Source organism: Syntrophales bacterium (assembly GCA_023229765.1).
Lineage (GTDB): Bacteria > Desulfobacterota > Syntrophia > Syntrophales > UBA5619 > DYTH01.
On record JALNYO010000004.1, the window covers coordinates 1 to 24002 of the forward strand.

Sequence of the window (24002 nt, forward strand, 5' to 3'; positions counted from 1 at the left end):
GAAAGAAAAGGTGAAACGCAAGGAACTCGCCTCCCCGGAGATCCTTCGCGGGGCGCTCCGGGAAACCATGCGGGAGATACTCCTGAAGAACGAGGCCCCGCTGAAAATGCCCCATGAGCAAATCTACACAATCATGGTGGTCGGGGTAAACGGCTCCGGCAAGACTACCACCGCCGGCAAGCTCGCCCATAATTTCAAGGATGACGGATACCCGGTTACGCTGGTCGCGGCAGACACCTTTCGCGCCGCAGCCGTTGAGCAGTTGGAGCTCTGGGCAAAACGGGCGGACGTCCGGATCGTCCGGCAAGCGGCCAACGCCGACCCCGCCGCCGTCGTCTTCGACGCCATGCGCCTTGCGAAGGATGGCAATCCCGGGGTGATCATTGTCGATACGGCCGGACGTCTCCACACCAAAATAAACCTGATGGAAGAACTCAAAAAGATGAAACGGATCATGGAGCGGGAACTCCCCGGCGCCCCCGATGAGGTTCTGCTCGTGCTCGATGCGACAACCGGCCAAAACGCCATCGCCCAGGCCCGGATGTTCAAGGACGAAATCGGCGTCACCGGCCTGATTCTGACAAAACTCGACGGAACGGCAAAAGGCGGCGTTGTCATCCGCATCGCCAAGGAACTCGGCATTCCGCTGCGTTACATCGGCGTCGGAGAGCAGATTGACGACCTTCAACCCTTTTGCGCCGAGGAGTTCATCGACGCACTCTTCGAAAAGGAATAACCCTTTGAGGCAATCGACACCACCGGCTGCGGCGACGTCTTCCACGCCGGCGTCATTTACGGCCTTGTCCAGGGATGGTCAGCGGAAAAATGCCTTGACTGCGGAGCCTGGGCCGCGGCCCTTGCCAGCACAAAAATGGGCGGAAGAAACGGCATCCCCACCCCCCAGGAATTGCATCAAAGGGGATATTGACCCCCTTCTCCTCCGGGCAAACGCATGCGTTACCCCGCCCCTTACAATGCCGAGGGGCTGTCGGTTATTTGGGAGGTGTGATCACAGCAGAACAATTTTATGCACTAACCAATTGCATTTTATTCGGGCCGGGAAATATCTCGATTGTGCGCCTCTACGATTAGCCAAGCGCTGAAAGTCCTTTACGATCAATGAGATCAAGAAGCCGCTGCGCCGGGCCGCCTATTTCGGCGGCGGCTATCGTATCGGCGGCTTGAATGTCATTCATGCGGCGGTTCAAACTTTACATGGGGAACTTCAACGGGCTCCGACATCGTGAACAATCTTTTCCACCTATTTCATCGTCAAAGGTTTGATGATCTCCTTTTCATGATCCTGTCCATTTTTTATGTACGGCCCGCCATGTAAATGACTTTGCCTTTCCGGACAATCTCGTTGACAAATTCGGCGGAGTCGCCGCCGAAATAGGCGTCCCGGCTGAACGGCAACGGTTCGATGTCGGTATCAATCTGTCGCCGGAGACGGAAAAGTGCCTTCATCTCTTCATAGGGAGCTTTTCCAAAGTCGTCTGAGAAAACGGCAACGTCGATGTCGCTATCATCGTTTGCCCGGCCCTCCGCATAGGAACCATAAAGGACAACAGCGTAAATGTTGTATCTTGCCCGCATGAGGGCAACGAAATCTTTCAATTTCTTCTCTACTGAATCTGCGCTTTTAGCCATTGGAGAAGCTCCTCCGTTTTTTCTATGACTTGCGCCGCCTTTTCTTTATCGATCAGGCTGTAAATTGCCTCCCGGTATGCCGGATAACGGGCCTGAATGTTGAGGGGCGTCAATTCATCTATGAAGTCGTTACGCTCTCCGGACATGGCAGTCTTCAAGCCCACAAGATCAACCAACCTGTCCAATTTGTGAATATAAGGCGGCATGGTTGAAGTCTGTTTTACATACAGGGCTTTGAGCATTTTCTCGACGGCTTGATGGCACATGAAGCCAACGTAAAGATAATGGTCTTTATCGAGAAGTGATTTGGCGACCTGCAAATCATATTCAGCGATGTCTATCCAATATTGGATCGTTTTCTCACTCATGATTCCCGACCTGTTTTTCGTGGGTCCGCGTGGGCGCTCCAGTTTAATCCTGAGACGGTGACTTGATCATTCGGAAGCTATTCCATACAATAAAACCATAAATTCCACAACAAATAAGCCATGTCTTTATCCCGATCTCTTCCTCCGCCATGATCATGATCAGCAGGACCATGATAAGCTTGGCCGGTAAAAACAGATTAAATCTCATCAACAGCCTGGCAAGAGGATTGGCTTCATAGGCCCCGCTTCTCAAAACTTTTCTGGTTGTGGTTATATCCAGAATATTCAGGATGATGAAGAGCAAAGGCAGCAGGAAGTGGAATATCTTCGTGAGCAGCAGGAAGAGCCGAGGAGTTCATCGACGCACTCTTCGAAAAGGAATACCATTTGAGGCAATTGCAAAACCATTTGTCATTCCCGAAAGGGCGGCCACCGCTCCATCTTTCTTACCCTGTCGCATCGCCAGCCCCTGCTTTTCGATGTAAAATAGATGCAAAATATTTCTGTCAAAATATTTCTTGACAAGCCAAAACAGCCCCCCTATACTCCGCCCGTCGAAAAGCAATGTCTTATCAATAAGCTTCGCTTTCGGGAATGACAAATGGTTTTGCAATTGCCTCAATAATATTAATAATTCTCCATTGCCAGCGCCTGCAATATCCGGAACATGATTTTCCTGCTGGATAACGGCACATTCGACTCCTTCAATTACAACCGCTGGGCGGTTAACCCCGCCGACATGGGGTCGGCGACAATATGCTGCGCGATTTGCAGCAAAGCGGTCTTTTCCGTGCCGTTTTTTCGTACCACACCCCCGATGAGGGCCGATATGTTGTCCAGGGCGGCGTAGAAGATTTTTTTCTCAAAATGGGCAAGACCGGTCGGACTGCCGTTGCCGCGCTGGTGATTACTCTCGAGGATACAAAACAGCACGCGGCAACCAGGAGGATACTCTATCAGAAGAAATACCGGAAGAGAGACTTCTGGGGACCCCGACCACGGAAGGCTACTGCCGGGCTACGAGTCTCGCCTTGGAAGCCCTTTCCCGGAGGATAACAACCGACATTTACGCGGGAATCATAAATGCGGAAAAATGTTAAGCGAGGTGACTATGAATGATTTGCAATTCAGCGAAAATGTCTGCCTGACCTGCCCGACCGCCGACTGCATGATGAAATGCCAGTACATCCGGTTCGGCAGTATCAAAGAGGCCCACGGGGAGATGATGAAGGTTGTCCGCGGGGAGGATTCCCGGATTCTGAGCGAGTGCGTCACCTGCTACGCCTGCGAGGAGTACTGCCGCAGGGGCAACCACCCCTATCTTCTCATTGGTGAGCGCCGGGAGGAAAAGGGCCTCCTTTCCGCCCCCCGGCCGATTGCCAAGCAGTGGATAAATCTGACGCGGATGCAGGGAAAGCAGTTCATCTGCCAGGTAAATGATACGGCGCTTTCGTGCTGCCTGCTTCCGGAGCTGATGGTTCTGGCCACCGGGGAAATCTTCAATGGCGTCAGTCAGGCCGTTGTTTTTGGCGCCGAATTCATGTGCCCTGCCGTCCACAGCCACTTCTCGAAGATGTCCGTAATCCGGGAGCGCCTGCCCCTGGTTATCGAAAATTTCCGGAAACTTGGCGTGAAGGAGGTGATCTTCATGCACGATGAATGCTACGGCACCTTTACCTCCATCGCCCCCGCCTACTGCTACGAATTGCCGTTCCGGCCGATCTACTATATGGATTTCCTGCTGGAGCGGTTGACACAATTAAAAGACCGGATCAAGCCACTCAATATCAGGGCCGCCTACCAGCGCCCCTGCTCGAACCGCCTCATCCCCGACAAACTGCCGCTCGTAAAGCAGATCCTCGACCTGATCGGCGTGGAGCTGCCGGAGAGAACCTACCAAGGGGAAAACTCCCTCTGCTGCGGAGAGGTGTTCAAGGCTACCTCCGGATACCAGCTCGTAGCCGATGTTCAGGGCCGCAATATCAGCGACATGCTCGCCTCCGGCGCCGACTATTGCGTCTTCAACTGCCCGGCCTGCCAGGTAAGCCTGTCGGAAAAGGTCAAAAAGGAAGGGCTTAAGCCTGTTCATCTGGTAGATCTTTGCAAGATCGCGATCGGCGAAAAGAGAAGGGAGGAATTTCTATGAGCGACATCCTGAATTCCCTGATTGAAATACTCGGCAAACGGGGCGTTTCCAACTCGCCTGAGGAACTCTGGTACTATTCAATGGACCCTGGGGTCCTCGATCCGCACCTGCCCGAATTCGTCGTCGCCCCGAAGACAACCGAAGAGGTGCAGAAGATCGTCCGGCTCGCCAATCGCGAAAAGATCCCGATTGTCCCGATGGGAAACGGCATGTCCCTGACAGGACTGGTTATTCCCCTCAAGGGCGGGATAGTGATGGATATGAAAAGAATGAACAAAATTGTTGAGGTCAATCCGGTGGCCCGGTATGTTGTCGTAGAAGGAGGAACCTCCCAGGGGATGCTCAAGGCATACCTGCAGGAGCACCACCCCGGCCTTCGCCACAGCCTCCCCGACGCACCGGCCGCGACGACGATTGCCGCGAACGTCTCGCTGCACGGCCAGGGAAGGCTGACCCAGCAGTACGGCTTCAACTCCGACATGGTAACCGGCCTGGAGGTCGTCCTTCCCACCGGAGAAATCTGTCGTATCGGCTCGCCCTCCGTCGGCCCCTACTGGTTTTCCAAAGGACCCTCACTCCCCGATCTTTCAGGACTTTTCCTGGGCTGGCTCGGGACGACCGGGGTCATCACCAAGGTGGGGCTGATGCTCTATCCGAACAAGAAAATCCGCGATGTCGAGCTCTTCGTGACCGACCGGGCCGACCTGATTCCGGAGATGCTCTACCGGCTCACCCATCTGGAGATGCTTGAGGACATCAATGTCTGGTTCCAGCCGAAACCGCTGATGTTCGAGGACAATTTTCATATCACCATCTACTTTGCCGGAGACGACGACGAGGAGATAGAGTTTAAAAGAAAGAAGCTCTGGAACACGATGCAGGGGTACATCGACTCCCGGGACGGCGGTTTCATGAGCGTCCAGTACATCAAAGCGTCGCTTCTCGAGATGCCCCAGCGCAGCATCGCCGATTTCGCCGACGTCCCGAAAGGGGGCGGCTTCGAATACTCGGGGCCAATTGTCACGATCGACCGTTTTCCCCTTTACGCCGCGAAGCTGGTCGAACTGGCGAGGAAATACCGCCTCCTCTACGCCGGGGCGGCCCGCCTCATCTCCGGTGGACACATGATGATGTTCGCGATTTCTTTTGCCTTTAACCGTGACGACAGAGACATGATGCGCCGGGTTAAGGAAGCCCTCGAAGAGGCGACGGAGTTTGCCCTTGCCGAGGGTGGCATCCCGTGGAAGCCCAATTTCGCAGAACAGCGGATGATCCTCGATAAGATGGAGCCCGCCACCCGCAGCCTCTACCGGATGATCAAGAAGAATCTCGATCCGCAGGGGATAATGAATCCCGGCAACTGGGAGGTGAACTGATGGAACTTGTCCACAACATCCAACACGCCGACATCGTCCACCGCTGCTTTCGGTGCGGCTACTGCAAATTTCCTTCTGATTACTCCGACTTCAACTGCCCGTCGTACAAGGCGTTCGGCTGGGACACCTACTCGCCGGGGGGGCGCATGTGGCTTATCCGGGGCTGGATGGAAGGGGAGATCAAAACAAATTCCCATTTTGCCGAGATCATGTACGCCTGCACCGCCTGCGACAACTGCAAAAACCAGTGCGTTTTCCCCCGATTTCGGGACTTCCTGCCTGAGATATTCGAGGAAACCAGGGCAGAACTGGTAAACGAGGGCTTCGTCCCCCCGCCCGTCCGCGATTATTTCAAGGCCGTGACAATCAACGGAAACCCCTACAAGCTTCCCCAAGAGCGGCGCGGGGATTGGGCGGCGGGAACCGGAATTCAGAAATTCTCCGGCCACGAATACCTCCTCTACATAGGCAGCGTCGGCGCCTGGGACGAAATCGGACAAAAAATGACAAGGAGCGTCGCCCGGGTGCTGATTAAAGCCGGCGTTTCGGTCGGCATCCTCGCCGATGAGGAGACCTGCGACGGCAACGATGTCAAGGCGATGGGGGAAACGGGGCTATTCAAACAGTTGGCAACAGACAACATCATTAAATTCAAGGAGAAAGGCATCGTGAAGATCATCACGCTGGATCCGCACGCCTATAACGCCTTCAAGAAGGACTACCCGCCGCTGGGCGCGGATTTTCAGGTATTTCACCATACGCAGATCATGGCAGAACTATTGAAAGAAAAAAGAATAACTCCATCCACCTATCCGGTGACCGTGACCTATCACGACCCCTGCTATCTGGGACGGCATAATGCCATTTACGGCCCACCGAGAGACATCCTGAAGGCGATCCCCGGACTTGCGCTTGTGGAGATGCGCCAGTCCGGTGTAAACGGGTTCTGCTGCGGCGGGGGTGGGGGGAATTTCTTTACCGATATCTTAGGCTCCGGCGAGGATAGCCCCGGCCGTGTGCGAGTCCGGCAGGCCCTGCAGACCGGCGCCTCCGTAATCGCTGTCGCCTGCCCCAACTGTGCGAAAATGTTATGCGATGCCGTCAAGGCGGAAGGTCTGGAGGAGATTCTGCGGGTTCAGGGCATCGCCGAAATAATCGAACAGGCCTCGCTGTAATTTTCTTCCTTGGCGTATCCTCGCTGGTTTCTGTCTCCCTGACATGAAAAATTAATAAAGGGAGGACGAATAGATGGAAGAAAAAAACGGGAAAAAGGGATTTTTTGACCGACTGAAGACAGGACTTGCCAAAACCCGCAAGCTGCTTATGACCGATGTTGACGATCTCATCCTCGGCAGCAAGCAGATCGATCAGGCGCTTTACGACGAGCTGGAGGAGCGGATGATTGTCGCCGACGTCGGGCCGGCCTTTACCGGCGAGCTGATTGAATCATTGAAAGAAAAGGTGAAACGCAAGGAACTCGCCTCCCCGGAGATCCTTCGCGGGGCGCTCCGGGAAACCATGCGGGAGATACTCCTGAAGAACGAGGCCCCGCTGAAAATGCCCCATGAGCAAATCTACTTGTCTATCGTTTGCAGACAGGAAAGACTCCGCAGCCAAACTTAATGTTGGCGGCCTCGTGAAAATGTATGAAACAGGGCCTTTTGAAAATGCGTTGGATTCTGTGTCGAATTCTGTTTATTGAACCCCTCGGCTCCATCATTTTGGGAGCCGAGGGAGGATATAACAAATTGATTACTGCTCTATATGGTCTTTCATGCGATAGCTTTTTCCTTCGATGAGCGTTTATCCCGCTGTCTCCACCTGAAAAAAGCGAATCATGATTACGGGCATGAAAGCCCCATCGTCGTGTAAGATTGGGAGCACTGTATCGCGTTCGGGTCGTAGGAACTGGTCGGCAGGCTGGCCCGGGACCCGAAATTTATGTTGAGATCTCTTGTCGTGTTCGGAGTGATGGTGATGGACCCGGATCCGGCAACACCGCCGCCGTTCCAGACGTTGATTCCGGTGCCGTTGTTCTTGACTTCTACCGCTTTGGGAGATGTCGGATTGAATGTCACCACGGAGCCATTCGTGATGTTGATCCCATTCCCGGGAGTACCCGTATTGTTCTGGACAAGCAACCCACCGCTCACTCCCAATCCCGAATTGTGGCTGAGAGAGATGCCATTCCCCTGCCCCGTGGTACCGCTCACCGTCAGCATTGCCAGTGGATCAACGCTTACGTTTCCCTGATAAAGATTTAACCCGATATTTACGCTATTCTGGATTGTGAGGGTAGCAGTACCCGATACATAGAGACTGGATGACATGCTGACATAGACGCCGTGATATGCGTTATTCTCCACCAACGCCGTGCCGGAAAGGAAAAGATTGGATTCAGAATAAAGGAGGATGCCATAGTGCTTGGCCGAGCGAACGGTCAGCGTAGAAGTCGCATCCGTGTAAAAGCTGGATGCGGACCCCACGGCTATTCCATCGCGGCCATTGTTCTCGTTGAGCAGAGAACTGCTGTTCTGAAAAATAATGGAAGATGAGCCGAAGGCCAGGATGCCTTTGCCATTATTCGTTGCGTTTCCCTGATTGTTCTGGATGATAATGGACGAAGTATCGGCCAAGAGACTGGAATTGTGGGTAACATCAATCCCGTGGCGGCCGTTGCCGTTGGCCGTTACCGTGGCGGCAGTCATGTAAGCGCTGGAGCTGCCCGAAATGATCACGCCGTCCCGAAGATTGTTGTTGCTGACCACCGTACCCAGGAAGAGGATGGTGGATTCTTGAAATGCGTGGATTCCGTCTTGGCCGCTGCCCTGCACCGTCACGTTATTGAGACGGGCGCCGGCAAGACCAATGATGGAGATGCCTCTGGCCGGCGCATCCTGAACAACAGAATCCCGGATTTCGAAAGTGGCCCCGCGCATGGCGAGGATGCCGTCATTGCCGCCCGGAACGCCCTTGATGGTCACGCCGGCGATAATAACTCCTGTTGCATTTTCGATGTAGATGACATCCGCTGCGGCAACCCCGGTAATCGTCGTCGCTCCCGATCCGGCCCCCTGGATGGTCAGGGTCTTGTCTCTGATAGTCAGGGCTTCCGTGTATGTCCCGGCAGCCACATTTATGATATCCCCCGGCGCGGCGGCGTTGATAGCCTGCTGGATCGTCGGGACCTGCGACGGCACGTTGATCGTCGCACCGGCGTTTGCAGCCGTCCTGACGCTGCTGGTCACCTGCAACGCGTGAATGGCCTCGACCATATCAATCTTGTTGTCATTGTTGATATCGCCAATCGTATAGGCGAAACCGTGAAAGGGAACAATCATTAAAACCAACCCAATAAACAGAACAAACCCCGTCTTTTTCATAACTCCCTCCTTATTAAATCATTGATGGATAAATATGACTGGGCAGAAGGAAAATTCACCTTTGGCGAATCTTCAATTCATTAAGATACGCCGGCAGCCAGAGAGATCAGATGAAATTCAAGCGTGAATCTTTTTGGAGATAACCGGAATAGCCTCTAAGGGAGTGGATATACTCCCATAGAGGCTTCGCATGATCGCTTTCTTGTACCTCCCCCATCTTCTCATTTTATTCACCAGAAGGCTAAAGGTTCGGTTGATGGGTTTATATGGGGACTACTGAGCATCAGGGAAGAAGCTGCCAACGGAAAATTTCAGCCTCAAATTGGCCATGCTGCCTTGTAAGCATTAATGATCCCCATCTGAAAGAATGCATATTAGCCAAAACAATCAAGCGCTTTACTTCAGGGAAGGAGCCCTCAGCCCCGCTCATCCTTCAATAATGCCATCTTTCATAGGAAGATTACTTTATCCTGTTCGAGGCTCTCGTAGGGGTGGCCGTTCTTGAACTCATCGGGAAGCCCGATGGCGACGATGGCTAAAACCCGGAGCGGGCTTTCGATGCCCAGGGTGTTTCGCACATAATCTTCGGAGGTCACATCCGCGTTGTGCCGCCGGTTTCTTATCTGAATCCAGCAGCTCCCCAGATTCAGACTTGCCGCGGTCAGGTGCACGATAGTCGTGGCAATGGAACAGTCCTCAATCCACACGTCGGATGAGGTTTCATCGCCGCAGACCACCACCGCAAGGGCAGCGTCTTTCAGGAAGGCGGAGCCGCTGTCCTTGCTGCGGGACAGGTTCTCGATAACCCCGGCATCCTGCACGAAGTAAAATTTCCACGGCTTAACTCCCCGGGAAGAAGGCGCCCGCAATACCGCCTCTTTCAGATCGTCTATTTTTGTTTGGTCAATTCGCTCCTTCTTGAATTTCCGGATGCTTCTTCTTTTTCTCATCAGCTCCAACATATTGTTCCTCCCCTCGTCATTTTTTATGCTGGAAAGACTTCCGCTCTGAGACCTTTGAATTTCTCCCGAAACCTTGTAATTTGTTATTCCCGTGAAAACGGGAATATGGTTTTTTCAGGAGTTTACAGATTCCCGCCTGCGCGGGAATGACAAAGAAGGGGCGTTTTTCAAAGGTCTCGCTCTTCCCCTGCATGCTGCGCTATTTAAGTATGCAAACAATTTGCCGAATTCCGCCCAGAATAATAATGTCACCTGCCATCATCTGTTGATCCGCTCCGCGAAAAGCTCCCGGCGCCCACAGGAATAACCTTTGGATTCACTCGCCGGCTTTCTGCAAAAAATAGGCTGACGCTCATTGTTTATCAACTTGTGCTTAAATATGGTCATATCGGCAAAAATAAATCAAGATAATTATCAACTTAACAGATAAGGCATAAACCGGCGCTGCGGCCCGCAAGAGGTTTTATAATTGTTTTGACTAAAAATATTAACTTGGGGTAAGAAAGGCTGTCGGGGATGAGCGCACCTTGTCCGCCTAACAGGACCGATAAAAAAATCGAGGAGATTGAATATGGCAATGTTTGAAATAATCGGTTGAGCAACATGAGGCGATTGCGAACCGCCGACAGTTAGTCGGAGCAAGCTGAAGTTTTCTGATGATACGCAGATCAATGTTGTCGGTTTAACCGAGATAATGGCTGACCTTTACTCCCAGGGCAGGCAGGCAAATAATGAGACGGCCGCGGAGATTATTGCCAGGCTGGAAGCCGCAAAAAACTATATCCCTTCGTCGGACCGCGTCCGTAAAGAGTACCGACATGTTCTTCTGAAGGAGTATAAAACGTACATAAAGGGCAAAGCCGGAGACAGCCAGGAAGAGGCGCCGGGCTGAGGTACAACCTGCGGCGCTGAGGACGCAGGTTATTCCGGCGATAGTCCCCTTCCCCCTGTTGGTGGAGGGAAAGGGAGAAAAAAAGAATTTAATATAAGATCCAATTGCAAAACTCCCAACGCTGTCATTCCCGCGACGCTTCTGGGCGGGAAAACGAAGTTTAATGTTCATAATCCAGTTTTTAACTATTTGAAATCATGGATGCCCGACAAAAGCGAGAGCTTTGAAAATCTATACCCTTTTGTCATTCCCGCGCAGGCGGGAATCTATAAGCTCCCGAAAAGACCAGATTCCCGTTTTCACGGGAATGACAATTAACAACATTTCGGGAGAAAGCTCTCAAAAGCATTCGGGCATGACACGGAGTTTTGCAATTACCTCATAAGATCAAGCCTTTTCGGCCAACTTCAAAAAAGGCCTGAACAGATCGATCGGGATCGGGAAGACCGTCGTTGAATTGTTCTCCGCGGCAATCTGGTTCAAGGTCTGCAGATAACGAAGCTGCAGCGACATCGGCTGGGTTTCCATCAGCGCCGCCGCCTCGACCAGTTTCTGCGCGGCCTGGAATTCGCCTTCCGCGTTAATCACCTTCGCCCGCCGCTCCCGTTCCGCTTCGGCCTGTTTGGCGATCGCCCGTTTCATCTCCTCAGGAAGGTCGATCTGCTTTACCTCCACATGAGACACCTTGATCCCCCAGGGACCGGTGCTGCGATCGAGTATCTCCTGGATCTGGAGGTTCACCTTCTCCCGTTCGGAGAGGATTTCGTCGAGTTCCATCTGGCCACAGACGCTTCTGAGCGTCGTCTGGGAAAGCTGGGACGTGGCAGAGAAATAATTTTCGATATTGATCACCGCGGAGTTGGGATCAATTACCCTAAAATAAACAACTGCGTTCACCTTGATGGAGACGTTGTCATGGGTGATGACGTCCTGCGGCTGCACCTCCATGGTGATCGTCCGCAGATCAATCCTGACCATCTTGTCGATAACGGGAATGAGGATGATCAGACCCGGTCCCTTTGTGGCGATGATCCGCCCGAGCCGGAAGATAACGCCCCTTTCATACTCGTTGAGTATCCGGATCGCCGACGCGAGAAACATCACAACCAGAACTATCAATACGACTAATGTGTACATAAAACCCTCCCCTTTATTTTTCTATTGGTTCGACTTTGAGCTTCAGATTCTCCACCCCAACGACCCGTATCGGGCTGCCGCCGACAATAGGAACATCGCTGACTGCATCCCAGTATTCACCGCCGACAATAACTTTTCCATCGGTAAGGACATCGCCTATCGCCACCCCTTCCTGTCCGGTCATCCCCTCTCTGCCCCCCTGCCGGGGCCGCAATTGCGCCTTCATCGCGATCCCGACAATTACAATGAAAAAGAGCGACGTTATGGCAACGGCCGGAATCAGCACGCTCCAGGAAACCCGGAGCGAAGAACCGGCTGTATTGAAGAGCATCAGCGAGCCGATTAATAGCGACACAACCCCTCCTATAGAAAGTATCCCGTGACTTATAATCTTGATTTCCGCGATAAATAGAATGATGGCAAAGATAATCAGCGCGACCCCCGCATAATTTATCGACAGGGTCTGCATCGCAAATAACGCCAGGATCAGCGATATGCCACCGATCACGCCGGGCAGAATGGCTCCGGGGGTGGAAAACTCGAAGTAAAGACCGGCAAGTCCCAACAAAAACAGGATGTAGGCAATATTGGGATTGCTGAGCGCGGAGAGAATCCGGTCTCTGGTTTCCATTGTCTTTTCATGGACAACGGCGCCCGCCGTCGCGATAACCCGTTTGACGCCGTTTACGTCAACCTGCCGGCCCTCGATTTGCCGCAAGAGGGAATCCTTGTCAGTCGCCATGAGGTCGATCACATTCAGACGCAGCGCCTCTTCAGCGGTAATTGATGCGCTTTTGCGAACCGCCTCTTCCACCCACGCCTCATTGCGACCCCTTTTTTTAGCGATCCCCTGTACGTAAGCGACGGCATCATTTTCCACCTTCATGCTCATCGTCTTGTCCGCTGTCCCACCGATGCCGATGCCGACCGGGTGGGCTGCGCCGATGTTGGTGCCCGGCGCCATAACCGCGACATGGGCCGCGGAAACAATGATCACCCCGGCGGAGGCTGCCCGGGCGCCGGAAGGGGCGACATACACAATAACCGGCAGCGGGGCGTTAAGAATCGCCTTGGCAATATCCCGCATCGCCGTGTCCAGGCCACCCGGGGTGTCAATCCGGATGATTATCCCCGCGGCGTCGCCCTTGGCCGCTTCCGCAATGTTTTTTTCTATATACTCGGCGATCGAGGGGGTAATCGCCGCATCGATGGAAATCAGATCAAAGACCGGCGCCTTTTGCGCTTCTCCCGACGAGGGGGCGGCAACACAGAAAAACAAAAGCAGCGCTGCCAGCCAGGCCAGCCTCATCTTCCGCGGCGCGCACTCGCCGCAGGCAAAAATTCCCACGCGTGCTTTGGGCCCCACGGCCTTTGTCGCACCGTGCTCACGCCTGCTTCCCCGTGTGAAACCACCATTATTCTTCATGCCGTCGCATCCCTCGGTCGCAATAACTCCATGATCTTCTGGACATCTTCCCAAACCTGTTTCTTGGCCCCCGGATTTCTGAGCAGATAGGCCGGGTGATAGGTGGGCATCAGCGGTACCCCCTGGTAGTCATGAAAATGGCCTCGCAACAACGTAATCGGGGTCTCCGATTTCAACAGCGTGCGCGCCGCAAAACTGCCCAAGGCACAGATCGCCCGCGGCTTGATCGCTTCCAACTGGCTGATAAGAAACGGCTCGCAGGAAACGATCTCTTCCGGAAGCGGATTGCGGTTCCCCGGGGGGCGGCATTTCAGGATATTGCAGATGTAAACATCCCGGCGCTCCAGTCCCATCGCAATGATGATCTTGGTCAAAAGCTGCCCGGCACGACCGACAAAGGGTTTCCCCTGGAGATCTTCGTCCCCGCCCGGCGCCTCGCCGACAAAAACCAGCTCCGCGTGGGGATTGCCCTCGCCAAAGACGATATTGCGGCGGCTTTCGGCAAGCCGGCAGCGACGGCAATCGCCAAGCTGATCCCTTGACGCATCCAGCGCCGTTTTCTGCCCGCCGGAAATCTCATCTGTACGGCGTTGCCCGAGCGGCGCTTCGGCAACCGGCAAAGACCGGCCTTCACTTACCAGGGCGCTTTTCCCGGGAACAACATAAGAAAGAGGTTTCCCCAGTTCCCTGTCGGTAAGCACCCGCTCTTTCAGGGAACTGGCCAGCAAGCGCAACTCCTCACGCTCTTCCCTATCATCACCCACGTTAAAGCCCCTTTCCCGAAAGACAGCGGTCTGTTCTGCTGATTACCGGATCTGCAAACCTTTATTACCTGAACCAATGGTCAGTGAATATTTTTTCATCCTGCAAGGGGGAGCTGCTCCCGCATTTTTTTCACCCGGTCGAGGATGACGCCGGCCACCTCGAGTTTACTCAAAAGCGGCAACTCCTCCATGCCGCCCTCCCGGTCAAGAATCCGGACAATGTTCGTATCGCCCCCGAAACCGGCGCCCGCCTCGGTCACATCGTTGGCCACGATAAAATCCATCCCCTTGTCAAAAAGCTTTTTGCGGGCGTGTTCAAGCAGATGGTCCGACTCCATCGAGAAGCCGACAACAATCCGGTTACCCTTTTGCCGGGCTATTTCCGCTATGATATCGGGATTGCGCTCCAGCAGAAGCGTCATCGGGCCCTCCTTCTTCTTGATCTTGGACTCTGCGCAGACGGCGGGACGGTAATCGGCAACCGCGGCGGCCTTGATGACGACCGTTGCGGCCGGAAGAGCTGCCAGGACGGCATCGTGCATCTGCAGGGCTGTCTTTACCGGGACAAAATCCACCCCCGCGGGCGGGGACAGGGCAACCGGGCCGCTGATCAGGGTCACCTTCGCGCCGCGGCGCCTGGCCGCGACAGCCAGCGCATATCCCATCTTGCCGGAGGAGTAGTTGCTGATAAACCTAACCGGGTCCAGCGGCTCCTGCGTCGGCCCGGCGGTGACAATAATCCGCTCTTTCCGCAGATCCTTTTCGGCAAGCAGATACTCCACCTCTTCGGCAATAGCGACAGGTTCGGGCAGACGACCCCGCCCCTCTGTGCGGCAGGCAAGTTCGCCGTATCCGGGGGCCATGATCAAATAGCCGCGCGCGGCCAGCTCGGCAAGGTTTTTCTGAACAATGGCGTTTTCATACATGTTTACGTTCATGGCCGGGCAGAATAAAACCGGCTTCGTCGTGGCGAGAATAATCGTACTGACAAGATCATCGGCAATTCCCGCCGCCGCCTTGCCGATGATGTTCGCCGTTGCCGGAGCGACAACAAGGAGATCGGCAAACGCGGCCAGGGCGATATGGGGTATTTCGGCCTGGGCGTTAAGGCTGAAGAGATCGGTGGCGACAGGATGGCCCGACAATGTCTCAAAGGTAAGCGGGGCAACAAGTTTGCAGGCGCTTTCGGTCATGACGACCCGGACATCCGCCCCGCGCCGGACAAATTCCCGGAGCAGCTCGGCGGCCTTGTAGGCGGCAATGCCCCCGGTTACACAGAGCGCTATCTTTCTTTCCTTCAACATTTTTATGGAGTCCCCCGAGTTCGTGGTCTGTCCGGTTTTTTAGGGTACGAGAGACTTATAACAATGATCTCAAACAATATCAAGAAATACATATTTCCGCTCTCCCGACCTTGCAATCCCCTCTGAAAAACGCTATAGGCCGACATAAGATTTAAGGAGGGTAGAGAATGAAGCGGAAATTATTGTATATTGCCACTTTGGTGCTGCTGCATGCCGCCGGCGCCTGGTGGTTCTTTGGCACTATTGGCGAAAAGGGCAAGCCTGCTGTTAAAATTGGCGCCGAGGCGGGGTTTATCGGCAGACAAAAGACAATCAGTGTCGTTTTCTCGGACAAGGGGCAGGGGCTTCGCCATACGGAGATATCCATCACCCAGGACAACATCCCCCACGTTCTCTCAACGATTGACTACCCGGATAAAAACACCGCAACTAAAAAAGTTGCCCTGACCATCGATACGGCGGCGCTGAAGCTGCATGACGGCCCCGCTGTAATAAAAGCATCCGCAATCGACCGTTCTGTGTGGAAGAACAGCACCGAGATCGCAACTCCAACGCAGATAGACCTCCTGCCCCCCCAGATATATCTCCAGACCGCGCAGAACCATATCAACATCGGCGGCGCCGGGGTCGTTTCCTACAACCTTTCCGAACCTGTTTCCCGAACCGGCGTTCAGGCGGGGGGCATTTTCTATCCGGCATACAAAACTACCCTTGCCGGGAAGGAGGCATACGTGGCGTATTTTGCCCTGCCAGATGAAGCTCCCCCCGGGGGCGGCGCCTGGCAAATAGCCGCCCTGGCCGTTGATAACGCCGGCAACGAGACGCTGAACACGATCCCCGCCCTGATCAAGAAAAAGAAATTCCACAGCGACAAGATAATCCTGAGCGATGACTTTCTCAATCGCAAGATGCCGGAATTTCAGGCCTCGCTGCCGGAGTTGCGGGGGAAAACACCATTGGAAACCTTTACAATCATCAATACCGCAACCAGAGCTGCCAACCTGAAGACAATCCAGGCAGCGGGCGAAAAAACGGAAGGACGGTCGCTTTGGAACGGCCCCTTTCTACGGATGAAGGACGCCGCCCCGAGGGCCTTCTTCGGCGACCGCCGCACCTATTTTTATAACGGGCGGCAGATCAGTGAGAGCGTTCACAACGGCGTGGATCTCGCCTCGCTGGCCCATGCCTCGATCCAAGCGGCCAATGACGGCATTGTCCGCTTCGCCGGCGCGATAGGAATCTATGGGAATTCGGTAATCATCGACCATGGGATGGGGCTTTCAACGCTTTACTCCCACATGAGCTCCATCCTCGTCAAGCCCGAGCAGACGGTAAAAAAAGGCGAGGCGATCGGAGTCTCCGGGATGACCGGGCTTGCCGGCGGGGATCATCTCCATTTTGGAGTCGCCATCAACGGCCAGTTTATTGATCCTGTGGAATGGTGGGATCCGCACTGGATCGCCGATAATATAACGAAGAAATTGGGACAATAGCCCCGCGGTAACTTTTACGACTTCCCGATATCGCGGTGGGTTATGTTTACAAAATAATCCTTCCCCGAAAAATGGGCGCCCAAGAGATTGGCAATAACCACAGAACGGTGGTGGCCCCCGGTACAGCCAACGGCGATCGTGAAACGGGATTTGCCTTCCTGCTCGTACATGGGGATAAGGAAATCTATAAAATCAAGCAATTTAGAGGTAAAATCCCGACCGCCTTCCGACTCCAGGACATAGTCGCGCACGCGGGCGTCATGGCCGTCAAAAGGGCGAAGCTCAGCGACAAAATGGGGATTGGGCAGAAAACGCACATCCAGAACCATGTCGGCGTCCACCGGAAGGCCATAGCGGTAGCCGAACGAAACTACCTGGATAACCATGCTTTTCGTTGCTGCCGAGAGAAAGTGCCGCTGGATGATATCCTTAAGCTGGTGGACATTGCAGGAAGAGGTGTCGATGACCTTATCGGCCATCTTTTTCAGCGGGGCGAGTTTCTCCTTCTCGAGACGAATGCCATCCAGAATGGAACCCCGGGGAGCAAGGGGGTGAACCCTCCGGGTCTCGCTGAAACGGTGCAAAATAGTTTCGTCCGAGGCATCCAGAAAGATAATCTCGATGCGATACCCTTTTTCCTTAAGTTGCACGAAAATCTGCGGGTATTTTTCCAGAAACTCATTTTCCCGGAGATCCATGACCATGGCGACCTGCGACACCCCCTTGGCGGGCGCCGACTGAATGGCAAGAAACTCCGGGAGCAGAATAACCGGCAGGTTATCGACACAGAAAAAACCGATATCCTCCAGAGCCCTGATCGCGGTGCTCTTACCGGAGCCTGACAACCCAGTTATTATAACAACCTGCATCGATTGCATAATTAAGTCCTCACCGAATCAGGGCTCATCATCCTTTTCGGAGATAACCGCAAACAAGTCATCATGCAGTTTCGCCTCCATAAGCTTCTTTCTGAAAACAGGATCCTTGAGCATCCTTGATATCTTGGCCAGCACCTTGAGATGCAGGCCGGCGGAATTTTCCGGGGCCATCAGCAGGAAAAAGAGGTGAACAGGACTGTGGTCCATTGCCTCAAAATCAATCCCCTCCCGGCTCCGGCCGAAGGAAACAACCATCTCCTTCAGACCGGCCATTTTCCCATGGGGGATGGCAACGCCGTCGCCGATTCCTGTGCTTCCCAGACTCTCCCTGGCAAGCAGGATCTTGAGCATTTCTTCGGGATCCATGACCAAACCCACTTTTTTAAACACCCCGGATAGCTCCGCCAGCACCTCTTCCTTATTAGTCCCCTTGAGTTCTTCCAAAACGAACTCTCGTTTGAGCATCTCGGTTATTTTCATGCCTGACTATCCTCTAAGCTTAACGACTTGTTTCCAGCAGCACAAATTTACCGTCATCACGTCGATAGATTACGTTGACGTTTTCCGTCAGAGAATCACGATAAACCAGGAAATGGTTTTTTGTCGTTTCCATTTTCAGAACAGCATCATCAATAGACATGGGCTCCAACACGATCTGGCGAGTCTCAACCAGCTTGAAATCAGGCGTTTCCTCAATCTCTTCCAGCGGAGCCTCAAACCCCGGCTCGCCGCTCCGGGCGGCGTTTGTTTTCAAGTCGCGGATCCGCTCCTTGTGCTTCTTCAACTGCCGCTCGATCTTCTCTATGGCGTTGTCAATCGCCATGTGCATATCCTTTTCCTCTTCCTTGCCGTTAACGCTCAACCCATTGGACGACAGATTTATCTCCGCTGTATTCCGGAATTTCTCCACCGACAGTATGACACGGGCATCGACCGGATCATCGATATACTTCTTCAGCCTTTTCAGTTTCTCTTCCGCATAACCCCGTTGCCAATCTTCCGCCTCATCCGTATTCCTGAATGTAACAGAAATCTTCATTATCCAATCCTCCTGTCTGTTATTTACCTGCAAATTTACCAGCGGGAAACGAAAAAAGAGGCGCCGTCCCCCTTTCTCGTCATAACTTTTTCATTGATACTTCTTTCTCATTGACGATGGCAGAACCCCCATGATGTCGCGATATTTTGCAATCGTTCGGCGCGCTATCGTCAGACCGGAAGCCTCCAGAAAGCCGGCAATTTTCTCATCGCTCAGTGGCTTGCGGGGGTCTTCAGATGCGATCATTTTTTTTATCTCCTCCTGGACGCTTTTGGAAGAGATATCATCGCACCCGGCCTTGTGAATGCCGCTCCCGAAAAAAAACTTCAATTCAAACATCCCTTGGGGAGAGTGCATATATTTGTTTGTAACAACCCGGCTTATCGTGGATTCGTGCATTTCCAGCTCATCGGCAACATCCCGGAGTATCAGAGGTTTCAACGCGTCAATACCCCGATCGAAAAAATCCCGCTGAAAACGCACGATGCTTTCCGCGACGCGGCGGATCGTTCTCTGCCGCTGCTGAATACTCTTGATGAGCCAGCTTGCCGACTGCATTCGTTCCTTTATATACCTCCTGCCGTTATTCTGGTTTGTCTCTCCCCCTCCGCCGCTCGTTATTTCCCGATAGTAATTGCTGATTCGGAGCCGCGGCACGCCGTCTTCATTGAGCAGGACTTTATAGTCATCCCCGCTTTTAATAACATAAACGTCCGGCACGATAGCCTCTATGCGTTCCTCGTTATACCCGCTTCCGGGGTGGGGATCCATATTGCTGATTATCTTTACCGCCGCGTTCACATTCTCGCTCGACTCCTTCAACTTTTTCGCTATGTGGTCGTAATTTCTCGTTTTCAGGTCATCGAGATGATGAAGGATAATTTGCTCTACAAGAAAACGAGCCTCCCCCGCCAGTCTCGCCTGGTTCAAGAGACATTCACTCAAATCGCGGGCGGCGATCCCGGGTGGATCAAATTCCTGAACCTTCTTGAGCACCTCTTCGACAAGGGCCGGGGTAGTTTTCGCGCCAGCGGCGATTTCTTCCAGACTGGCGGCCAGATAACCTTTTTCATCGATATTGCCGATAATCTGCTCTCCCGCGCGCCGTTCTTCCTCGGTAAATTGCGACAGCATCAGTTGCCACATCAGATGGTCAGTCAGTGATGTTTTTCCGGCAACAGTCGTTTCCCAGAGGGGGGCGCTCTCTTCATTGCGGCTGACCGAAGAGGATCCGGACGGCGCATAATCTTCGAGATAGCCATCCCAGTCAAATTCCTCCCGGCCGTCCCCTTCCCCCGTCAGCTCCTCCTGACTCCTGACGACCGCCGCCCCTTCCGAAGGCGCGTCTTCACCATTGGCCTGTTCGATCTTCGCCTCTACTTCGGGCATCTCATCCGAAACAATCTCTTCAAGGAGCGGATTTTCCTCCATCTCCTGATTGACGGCATCGACCAAATCCAGCCGCGACATTTGCAGCAGTTTTATTGCCTGTTGCAACTGCGGGGTCATGATCAGTTGCTGGGTCAATTTTAAATTCTGTCTCAGTTCAAAGGCCATTTTCTATCCAAGTTCTTTCTTTTTAGAATCTAAAGTCGGCGCCGAGATATAACTTCCGCGCAATCTCGGAGGCGGCGATAAAATCAGGGGCGCCCTCCACGAGTATCTTCCCCTCATTTACTATATAAGCGCGATCACAGACAGAAAGGGTCTCCCGCACATTGTGATCGGAGATGACGATCCCGATCCCCTTGTCCCTGAGTCGCTTGATGATTTTTACGATGTCGGCAACGGCCAGCGGATCGATGCCCGCAAAGGGTTCGTCGAACAGGATATATTTGGGCGATGTCACCAGCGCCCTTGTAATCTCCACCCGGCGACGCTCGCCGCCTGACAGGGAATAGGCCATGTTGTCTGCCAGTTGCGTCAGATCAAGTTCGGCCAGAAGGATGCGCAAACGCTCCTGTCTTTCGTCCGGGGCAAGCGACAGGGTTTCTATTATCGCCAGGATGTTGTCCCGCACCGTCAGCTTACGGAAGATGGACGGCTCCTGCGGCAGATAATTCAACCCATTTCTGGCCCTTACATACATCGGGCTGTCGCTGATGTCGCTACCATCGAGAAAAATAGAACCCCCATCCGGTTTTATCAGGCCGACTATCATGTAAAAAGTCGTTGTCTTGCCAGCGCCGTTGGGACCCAGGAGGCCGACAACCTCGCCGGGGCCGACCTCCAGATCGACCCCATCAACCACCTTTCTTTTATTGTATATTTTTACAAGACCTGTTGCCGCAAGTTTTCCCATGCATATTCCTTAAAGAAGGCACTCAGCCAACCATCATTTTTTCTCGCCGGGATAGATCGTTGCCGACACGCGCCCGTTTTGACCACCTTCGACAACACCCCTGTTCTCTTCAAGAAAGATAACGACCTTGTCCCCCTTTATTATATTTTTCCCCTCTTTCAGAACAGCATCGCCGGTCATCGTGATCTTCTGGGCGGCCTGATCGAAGACGGCGGCATTGCCCGTGGCCACCCTTCCGCTCTCGCTTACAGTCACCTTCCCTTGCGCCTCTATTTTTTCTACACTGCCCGAATCTTTGAGGGCGGAGGAAGGTTGTCCTACCGTTTTTTTATCGTCTTTATAATAAACCGTCAGGCGCTCGGCATGGATCGTCCGCCCTCCCTGAGCAGCAACGACATTTCCGGAAAACACAACCGTTCGTTTATCATTGTATGCCTCCAGGCGATCGGCGTCAACCTGCAGCGGCTGATTCCTGTTGATCTCGACTTTCGGCTTTGCCTCGCCCCATAACCCCGCCGGATTGCCGATCAGCGCCAATAAAATTCCCAACCCCGCCGCTCTTTTTATAATCTTTATCGCCATTTTCCCCTTTCCCTGCTATCTTGCCAAAGACTTGGCTCGCACTTGCGACAGGATAGTAACCTTTTCTTCCTTCAGGTTAAAAAGCATCCCCACCCCGTTTATCCTTATATTGCGGGTCTCCATGACGACCGGCTGGTCGGTCTCGATCCTTTTGAGGTTATCCCTATAGTTCAACCGCTCGGTCTGGAAACGATCACCGCTTTCCGAAACCAATACAACGTTCCCCTCTAAGCTCAAATCCTTCGAGAGTGTGTTCAGACGCCCCTTGTCGCCGCTCATCGTGAAGATGCGGCCGTCTTTCATTACTACCCTGGCCTTGATTTTCTCAAAGAGGGCAAGGTCTCCCTGTTTGCGATACAAAGCCGAGTCCGCCGTTATTTCCCATTTCATGCCGGAGCTGCCAACCTGTGTATAGCGAACGCTTTTGGCCTGCAGATCCACCTTGTCGGCCATTTTCTCAAGGAGCGCCTTCCGAGGCGCCTTCCCCACGCCTATTAAGACAGCCGCCGCCGACAGGATCAAAATCAGCAGAACAATTGCGAGGAGGGTCTTTTTTCTGGCATTCATAATCAACAGGCGCTCAGCAATCAGCTCTCGGCGCACTAAACCGTTTTATCCAGCTTCGGGATCAATAACCGCTGCATCAGCTTCGGGGTGGTTCTACCATCCGGGGCCACAGATGTAAAGATTAAACCGTTTCTGCCCGCTCTCTGTCCAATCCGTAACGGGCGACAATATCGCCCCAAAGGTCTTGCGCCTTCAGAATCATCTCGCACACCTCCCGGACGGCCCCCCGCCCCCCGGAGTTCGTTGTAACATAATCGGCAGCTTCCCGCACCTCACGGACAGCATCGAAAACGGCAATGGAAAATCCCGCCTTTCTCATTATGGGGATATCGACAATGTCATCCCCGATGCAGGCTGTTTCGTCGGGAGGCACATTGCGCCTTTTGATTATTTCCTCAAAAATTTTGCCCTTGTCCCAGACCCCCTGATGAACCTCGGTGATCCCGAGATCTGTTGCGCGCCATTCAACCGCCCGGGATTGCCTGCCGGTAACCAAAACAACATCTATCCCGTAGCGGAGAAGCAATTTCAGCCCGTGGCCATCCCGGACATTAAACTGTTTGCTTTCCAGCCCCTCATCGTTGACAACTATTGTGCCATCGGTCAGGACCCCATCCACATCGGAAATAAAAAGCTTCACGCGTCGCAACTTGTTGAGAAGTTTCTCGTCCGTTATCCCCATCGTCATCTGCTTGAACCCATTCCTCTCTCTTGCAAATTCCTATAAACCCCCATGCCCGTGGGGCACAACGAAGCATGAAAATCCCCCCTTGCCCCCCTTTGGCAAAGGGGGGATTTTCATATAAAACCAGCCGCCCTTTTCCGTGACATCGTCTCTATCCGCGCCGGTGCTTTTCTGGAGGGACGCGCTTCGTCGCATCCTGATTCAGCACAACCCCGGACGGACGACCGCGTCAATTTTCAAGAGCGTCGCCAACAGCGCCGGCAGGCTATCTAAGGTCAGCGAATTGGGACCATCGCTCAGCGCCCGGTCCGGGTACGGATGAACCTCAAAAAACAGGCCATCGACGCCTGCCGCCACTGCCGCCCGAGCCAGATAGGGGACCATCGCGCGGTCTCCCCCCGAGGCAGTCCCGGCGGCGCCGGGGAGCTGGACGCTGTGGGTGGCGTCAAAGATAACCGGATATCCTGTTTTTCGCAGCACCGGCAGGGAGCGAAAATCAACAACGAGGTTGTTGTACCCGAAAGAGGCTCCCCTTTCCGTCAGCAGGATGTTTTCATTGCCCGCGGCCGCCGCCTTTTTTACGATATGGATTGCATCCTGAGGGGCGATAAACTGCCCCTTCTTGATATTTATAACCTTCGCCTGGCGGGCGATCTCCATCACGAAATCGGTCTGGCGGCACAAAAATGCCGGGATCTGCACGACATCGAGGATCTTCGCCGCCGGGGCAATTTCCTCAAACCGATGGACATCGGAAAGAATCGGGATATCAAGCTCTTTGCGCACCCTGGCCAATATCTCCAATCCCCGGCTCAACCCCGGTCCACGGTATGATTTATGGGATGTTCTGTTGGCCTTGTCATACGAAGCCTTAAAAATGAGAGGAATCTCCAAACTCGCCGCCATCCGCTTCAGCTCTCCGGCGATGCTCATTGCGCTGTCTTCGTCTTCAATAACGCACGGCCCGGCGATAAGAACCAGCGGCGCCCCGCCGCCTATTTCAAAGTCTCCCATTTTTATCTTTTTCATCGGCAATCCTCTTCATTAC

At 53.6% G+C, this 24002-nt stretch carries 26 protein-coding genes; 8 read left to right on the forward strand and 18 right to left on the reverse strand.

Going from position 1 to position 24002, the window contains the following annotated elements; all coding sequences use genetic code 11:
* Positions 1-736 (forward strand): signal recognition particle-docking protein FtsY (gene ftsY / locus M0P74_03395; protein ID MCK9362636.1); only part of this gene is annotated, 736 nt, incomplete at its 5' end.
* 578 nt (positions 737-1314) lie between these two features.
* On the opposite strand, the gene M0P74_03400 is transcribed toward ftsY, so the two are convergent.
* From M0P74_03400 to M0P74_03410, 3 genes are all read right to left on the reverse strand, one after another.
* Positions 1315-1650 (reverse strand): nucleotidyltransferase domain-containing protein, encoded by a 336-nt coding sequence (locus M0P74_03400; GenBank protein MCK9362637.1) that lies wholly within the window; start codon positions 1648-1650, stop codon positions 1315-1317.
* Positions 1626-2018 carry a HEPN domain-containing protein gene (locus tag M0P74_03405; GenBank protein MCK9362638.1) on the reverse strand — a complete coding sequence of 131 codons (393 nt, stop codon included), beginning with the start codon at positions 2016-2018 and terminating at the stop codon, positions 1626-1628. Before M0P74_03405 ends, M0P74_03400 begins: the two co-directional genes overlap by 25 nt.
* Before the next feature lie 355 nt (positions 2019-2373).
* Positions 2374-2640, reverse strand: a complete 267-nt coding sequence (locus tag M0P74_03410; protein ID MCK9362639.1) for a hypothetical protein — start codon at positions 2638-2640, stop codon at positions 2374-2376.
* 134 nt (positions 2641-2774) lie between these two features.
* Here M0P74_03410 and M0P74_03415 point away from each other — a divergent pair, with 134 nt between their 5' ends.
* The 5 genes from M0P74_03415 to M0P74_03435 all read left to right on the forward strand — a co-directional run bounded on the left by M0P74_03415 (position 2775) and on the right by M0P74_03435 (position 7163).
* Positions 2775-3074: a hypothetical protein gene (locus M0P74_03415; GenBank protein ID MCK9362640.1), complete on the forward strand. Its 300-nt coding sequence runs from the start codon at positions 2775-2777 to the stop codon at positions 3072-3074.
* Positions 3075-3129: 55 nt separating this feature from the next.
* Positions 3130-4164 carry a heterodisulfide reductase-related iron-sulfur binding cluster gene (locus tag M0P74_03420; protein MCK9362641.1) on the forward strand — a complete coding sequence of 345 codons (1035 nt, stop codon included), beginning with the start codon at positions 3130-3132 and terminating at the stop codon, positions 4162-4164.
* Complete coding sequence (locus M0P74_03425) at positions 4161-5540, forward strand: FAD-binding oxidoreductase (GenBank protein MCK9362642.1); 1380 nt, start codon at positions 4161-4163, stop codon at positions 5538-5540. Before M0P74_03420 ends, M0P74_03425 begins: the two co-directional genes overlap by 4 nt.
* Entirely contained in the window at positions 5540-6715 is a 1176-nt protein-coding gene (locus tag M0P74_03430) for a (Fe-S)-binding protein (protein ID MCK9362643.1), read from the forward strand. The genes M0P74_03425 and M0P74_03430 overlap by 1 nt, the downstream gene beginning before the upstream one ends.
* Positions 6716-6788: 73 nt before the next feature.
* Positions 6789-7163: a signal recognition particle receptor subunit alpha gene (locus tag M0P74_03435; protein ID MCK9362644.1), complete on the forward strand. Its 375-nt coding sequence runs from the start codon at positions 6789-6791 to the stop codon at positions 7161-7163.
* Positions 7164-7381: 218 nt separating this feature from the next.
* On the opposite strand, the gene M0P74_03440 is transcribed toward M0P74_03435, so the two are convergent.
* A complete protein-coding gene (locus M0P74_03440) occupies positions 7382-8923 on the reverse strand; it encodes a right-handed parallel beta-helix repeat-containing protein (GenBank protein ID MCK9362645.1) in 1542 nt (513 codons plus the stop codon).
* Positions 8924-9372: 449 nt separating this feature from the next.
* Positions 9373-9885, reverse strand: a complete 513-nt coding sequence (locus tag M0P74_03445) for a nitroreductase family protein (GenBank protein MCK9362646.1) — start codon at positions 9883-9885, stop codon at positions 9373-9375.
* A gap of 694 nt (positions 9886-10579) precedes the next feature.
* Here M0P74_03445 and M0P74_03450 point away from each other — a divergent pair.
* On the forward strand, positions 10580-10777 hold the full coding sequence (locus M0P74_03450) for a hypothetical protein (GenBank protein MCK9362647.1): 198 nt from the start codon (positions 10580-10582) through the stop codon (positions 10775-10777).
* A 387-nt stretch (positions 10778-11164) separates the two neighbouring features.
* Here the strand turns inward: M0P74_03450 and M0P74_03455 are convergent, their stop codons facing one another.
* The 4 genes from M0P74_03455 to coaBC form a co-directional block, all read right to left on the reverse strand.
* Positions 11165-11914 carry a slipin family protein gene (locus M0P74_03455; GenBank protein MCK9362648.1) on the reverse strand — a complete coding sequence of 250 codons (750 nt, stop codon included), beginning with the start codon at positions 11912-11914 and terminating at the stop codon, positions 11165-11167.
* A gap of 13 nt (positions 11915-11927) precedes the next feature.
* Positions 11928-13340, reverse strand: a complete 1413-nt coding sequence (locus tag M0P74_03460) for a nodulation protein NfeD (protein MCK9362649.1) — start codon at positions 13338-13340, stop codon at positions 11928-11930.
* On the reverse strand, positions 13337-14104 hold the full coding sequence (locus M0P74_03465) for a uracil-DNA glycosylase (GenBank protein MCK9362650.1): 768 nt from the start codon (positions 14102-14104) through the stop codon (positions 13337-13339). The genes M0P74_03460 and M0P74_03465 overlap by 4 nt, the downstream gene beginning before the upstream one ends.
* A gap of 95 nt (positions 14105-14199) precedes the next feature.
* Positions 14200-15408, reverse strand: a complete 1209-nt coding sequence (gene coaBC, locus M0P74_03470; protein ID MCK9362651.1) for a bifunctional phosphopantothenoylcysteine decarboxylase/phosphopantothenate--cysteine ligase CoaBC — start codon at positions 15406-15408, stop codon at positions 14200-14202.
* Between the two features lie 167 nt (positions 15409-15575).
* Between coaBC and M0P74_03475 the strand changes: the two genes are divergently transcribed.
* Positions 15576-16901 (forward strand): M23 family metallopeptidase, encoded by a 1326-nt coding sequence (locus tag M0P74_03475; GenBank protein ID MCK9362652.1) that lies wholly within the window; start codon positions 15576-15578, stop codon positions 16899-16901.
* A 14-nt stretch (positions 16902-16915) separates the two neighbouring features.
* Here the strand turns inward: M0P74_03475 and rapZ are convergent, their stop codons facing one another.
* From rapZ to kdsA, 9 genes are all read right to left on the reverse strand, one after another.
* Positions 16916-17779, reverse strand: coding sequence for an RNase adapter RapZ (rapZ, locus tag M0P74_03480; GenBank protein MCK9362653.1), 864 nt, complete (start codon positions 17777-17779; stop codon positions 16916-16918).
* An 18-nt stretch (positions 17780-17797) separates the two neighbouring features.
* Positions 17798-18259, reverse strand: a complete 462-nt coding sequence (locus M0P74_03485; GenBank protein MCK9362654.1) for a PTS sugar transporter subunit IIA — start codon at positions 18257-18259, stop codon at positions 17798-17800.
* Positions 18260-18278: 19 nt separating this feature from the next.
* Entirely contained in the window at positions 18279-18818 is a 540-nt protein-coding gene (gene raiA / locus M0P74_03490) for a ribosome-associated translation inhibitor RaiA (GenBank protein ID MCK9362655.1), read from the reverse strand.
* Positions 18819-18908: 90 nt separating this feature from the next.
* On the reverse strand, positions 18909-20375 hold the full coding sequence (rpoN, locus tag M0P74_03495) for an RNA polymerase factor sigma-54 (protein MCK9362656.1): 1467 nt from the start codon (positions 20373-20375) through the stop codon (positions 18909-18911).
* A gap of 22 nt (positions 20376-20397) precedes the next feature.
* Positions 20398-21120, reverse strand: coding sequence for an LPS export ABC transporter ATP-binding protein (gene lptB / locus M0P74_03500; protein MCK9362657.1), 723 nt, complete (start codon positions 21118-21120; stop codon positions 20398-20400).
* A gap of 33 nt (positions 21121-21153) precedes the next feature.
* Positions 21154-21702, reverse strand: a complete 549-nt coding sequence (lptA, locus tag M0P74_03505) for a lipopolysaccharide transport periplasmic protein LptA (protein MCK9362658.1) — start codon at positions 21700-21702, stop codon at positions 21154-21156.
* Between the two features lie 15 nt (positions 21703-21717).
* Complete coding sequence (gene lptC, locus M0P74_03510) at positions 21718-22269, reverse strand: LPS export ABC transporter periplasmic protein LptC (GenBank protein ID MCK9362659.1); 552 nt, start codon at positions 22267-22269, stop codon at positions 21718-21720.
* A gap of 121 nt (positions 22270-22390) precedes the next feature.
* A complete protein-coding gene (locus M0P74_03515) occupies positions 22391-22957 on the reverse strand; it encodes an HAD-IIIA family hydrolase (protein ID MCK9362660.1) in 567 nt (188 codons plus the stop codon).
* Between the two features lie 198 nt (positions 22958-23155).
* Positions 23156-23983 (reverse strand): 3-deoxy-8-phosphooctulonate synthase, encoded by an 828-nt coding sequence (gene kdsA / locus M0P74_03520; protein ID MCK9362661.1) that lies wholly within the window; start codon positions 23981-23983, stop codon positions 23156-23158.
* Between the last annotated feature and the right edge of the window lie 19 nt (positions 23984-24002).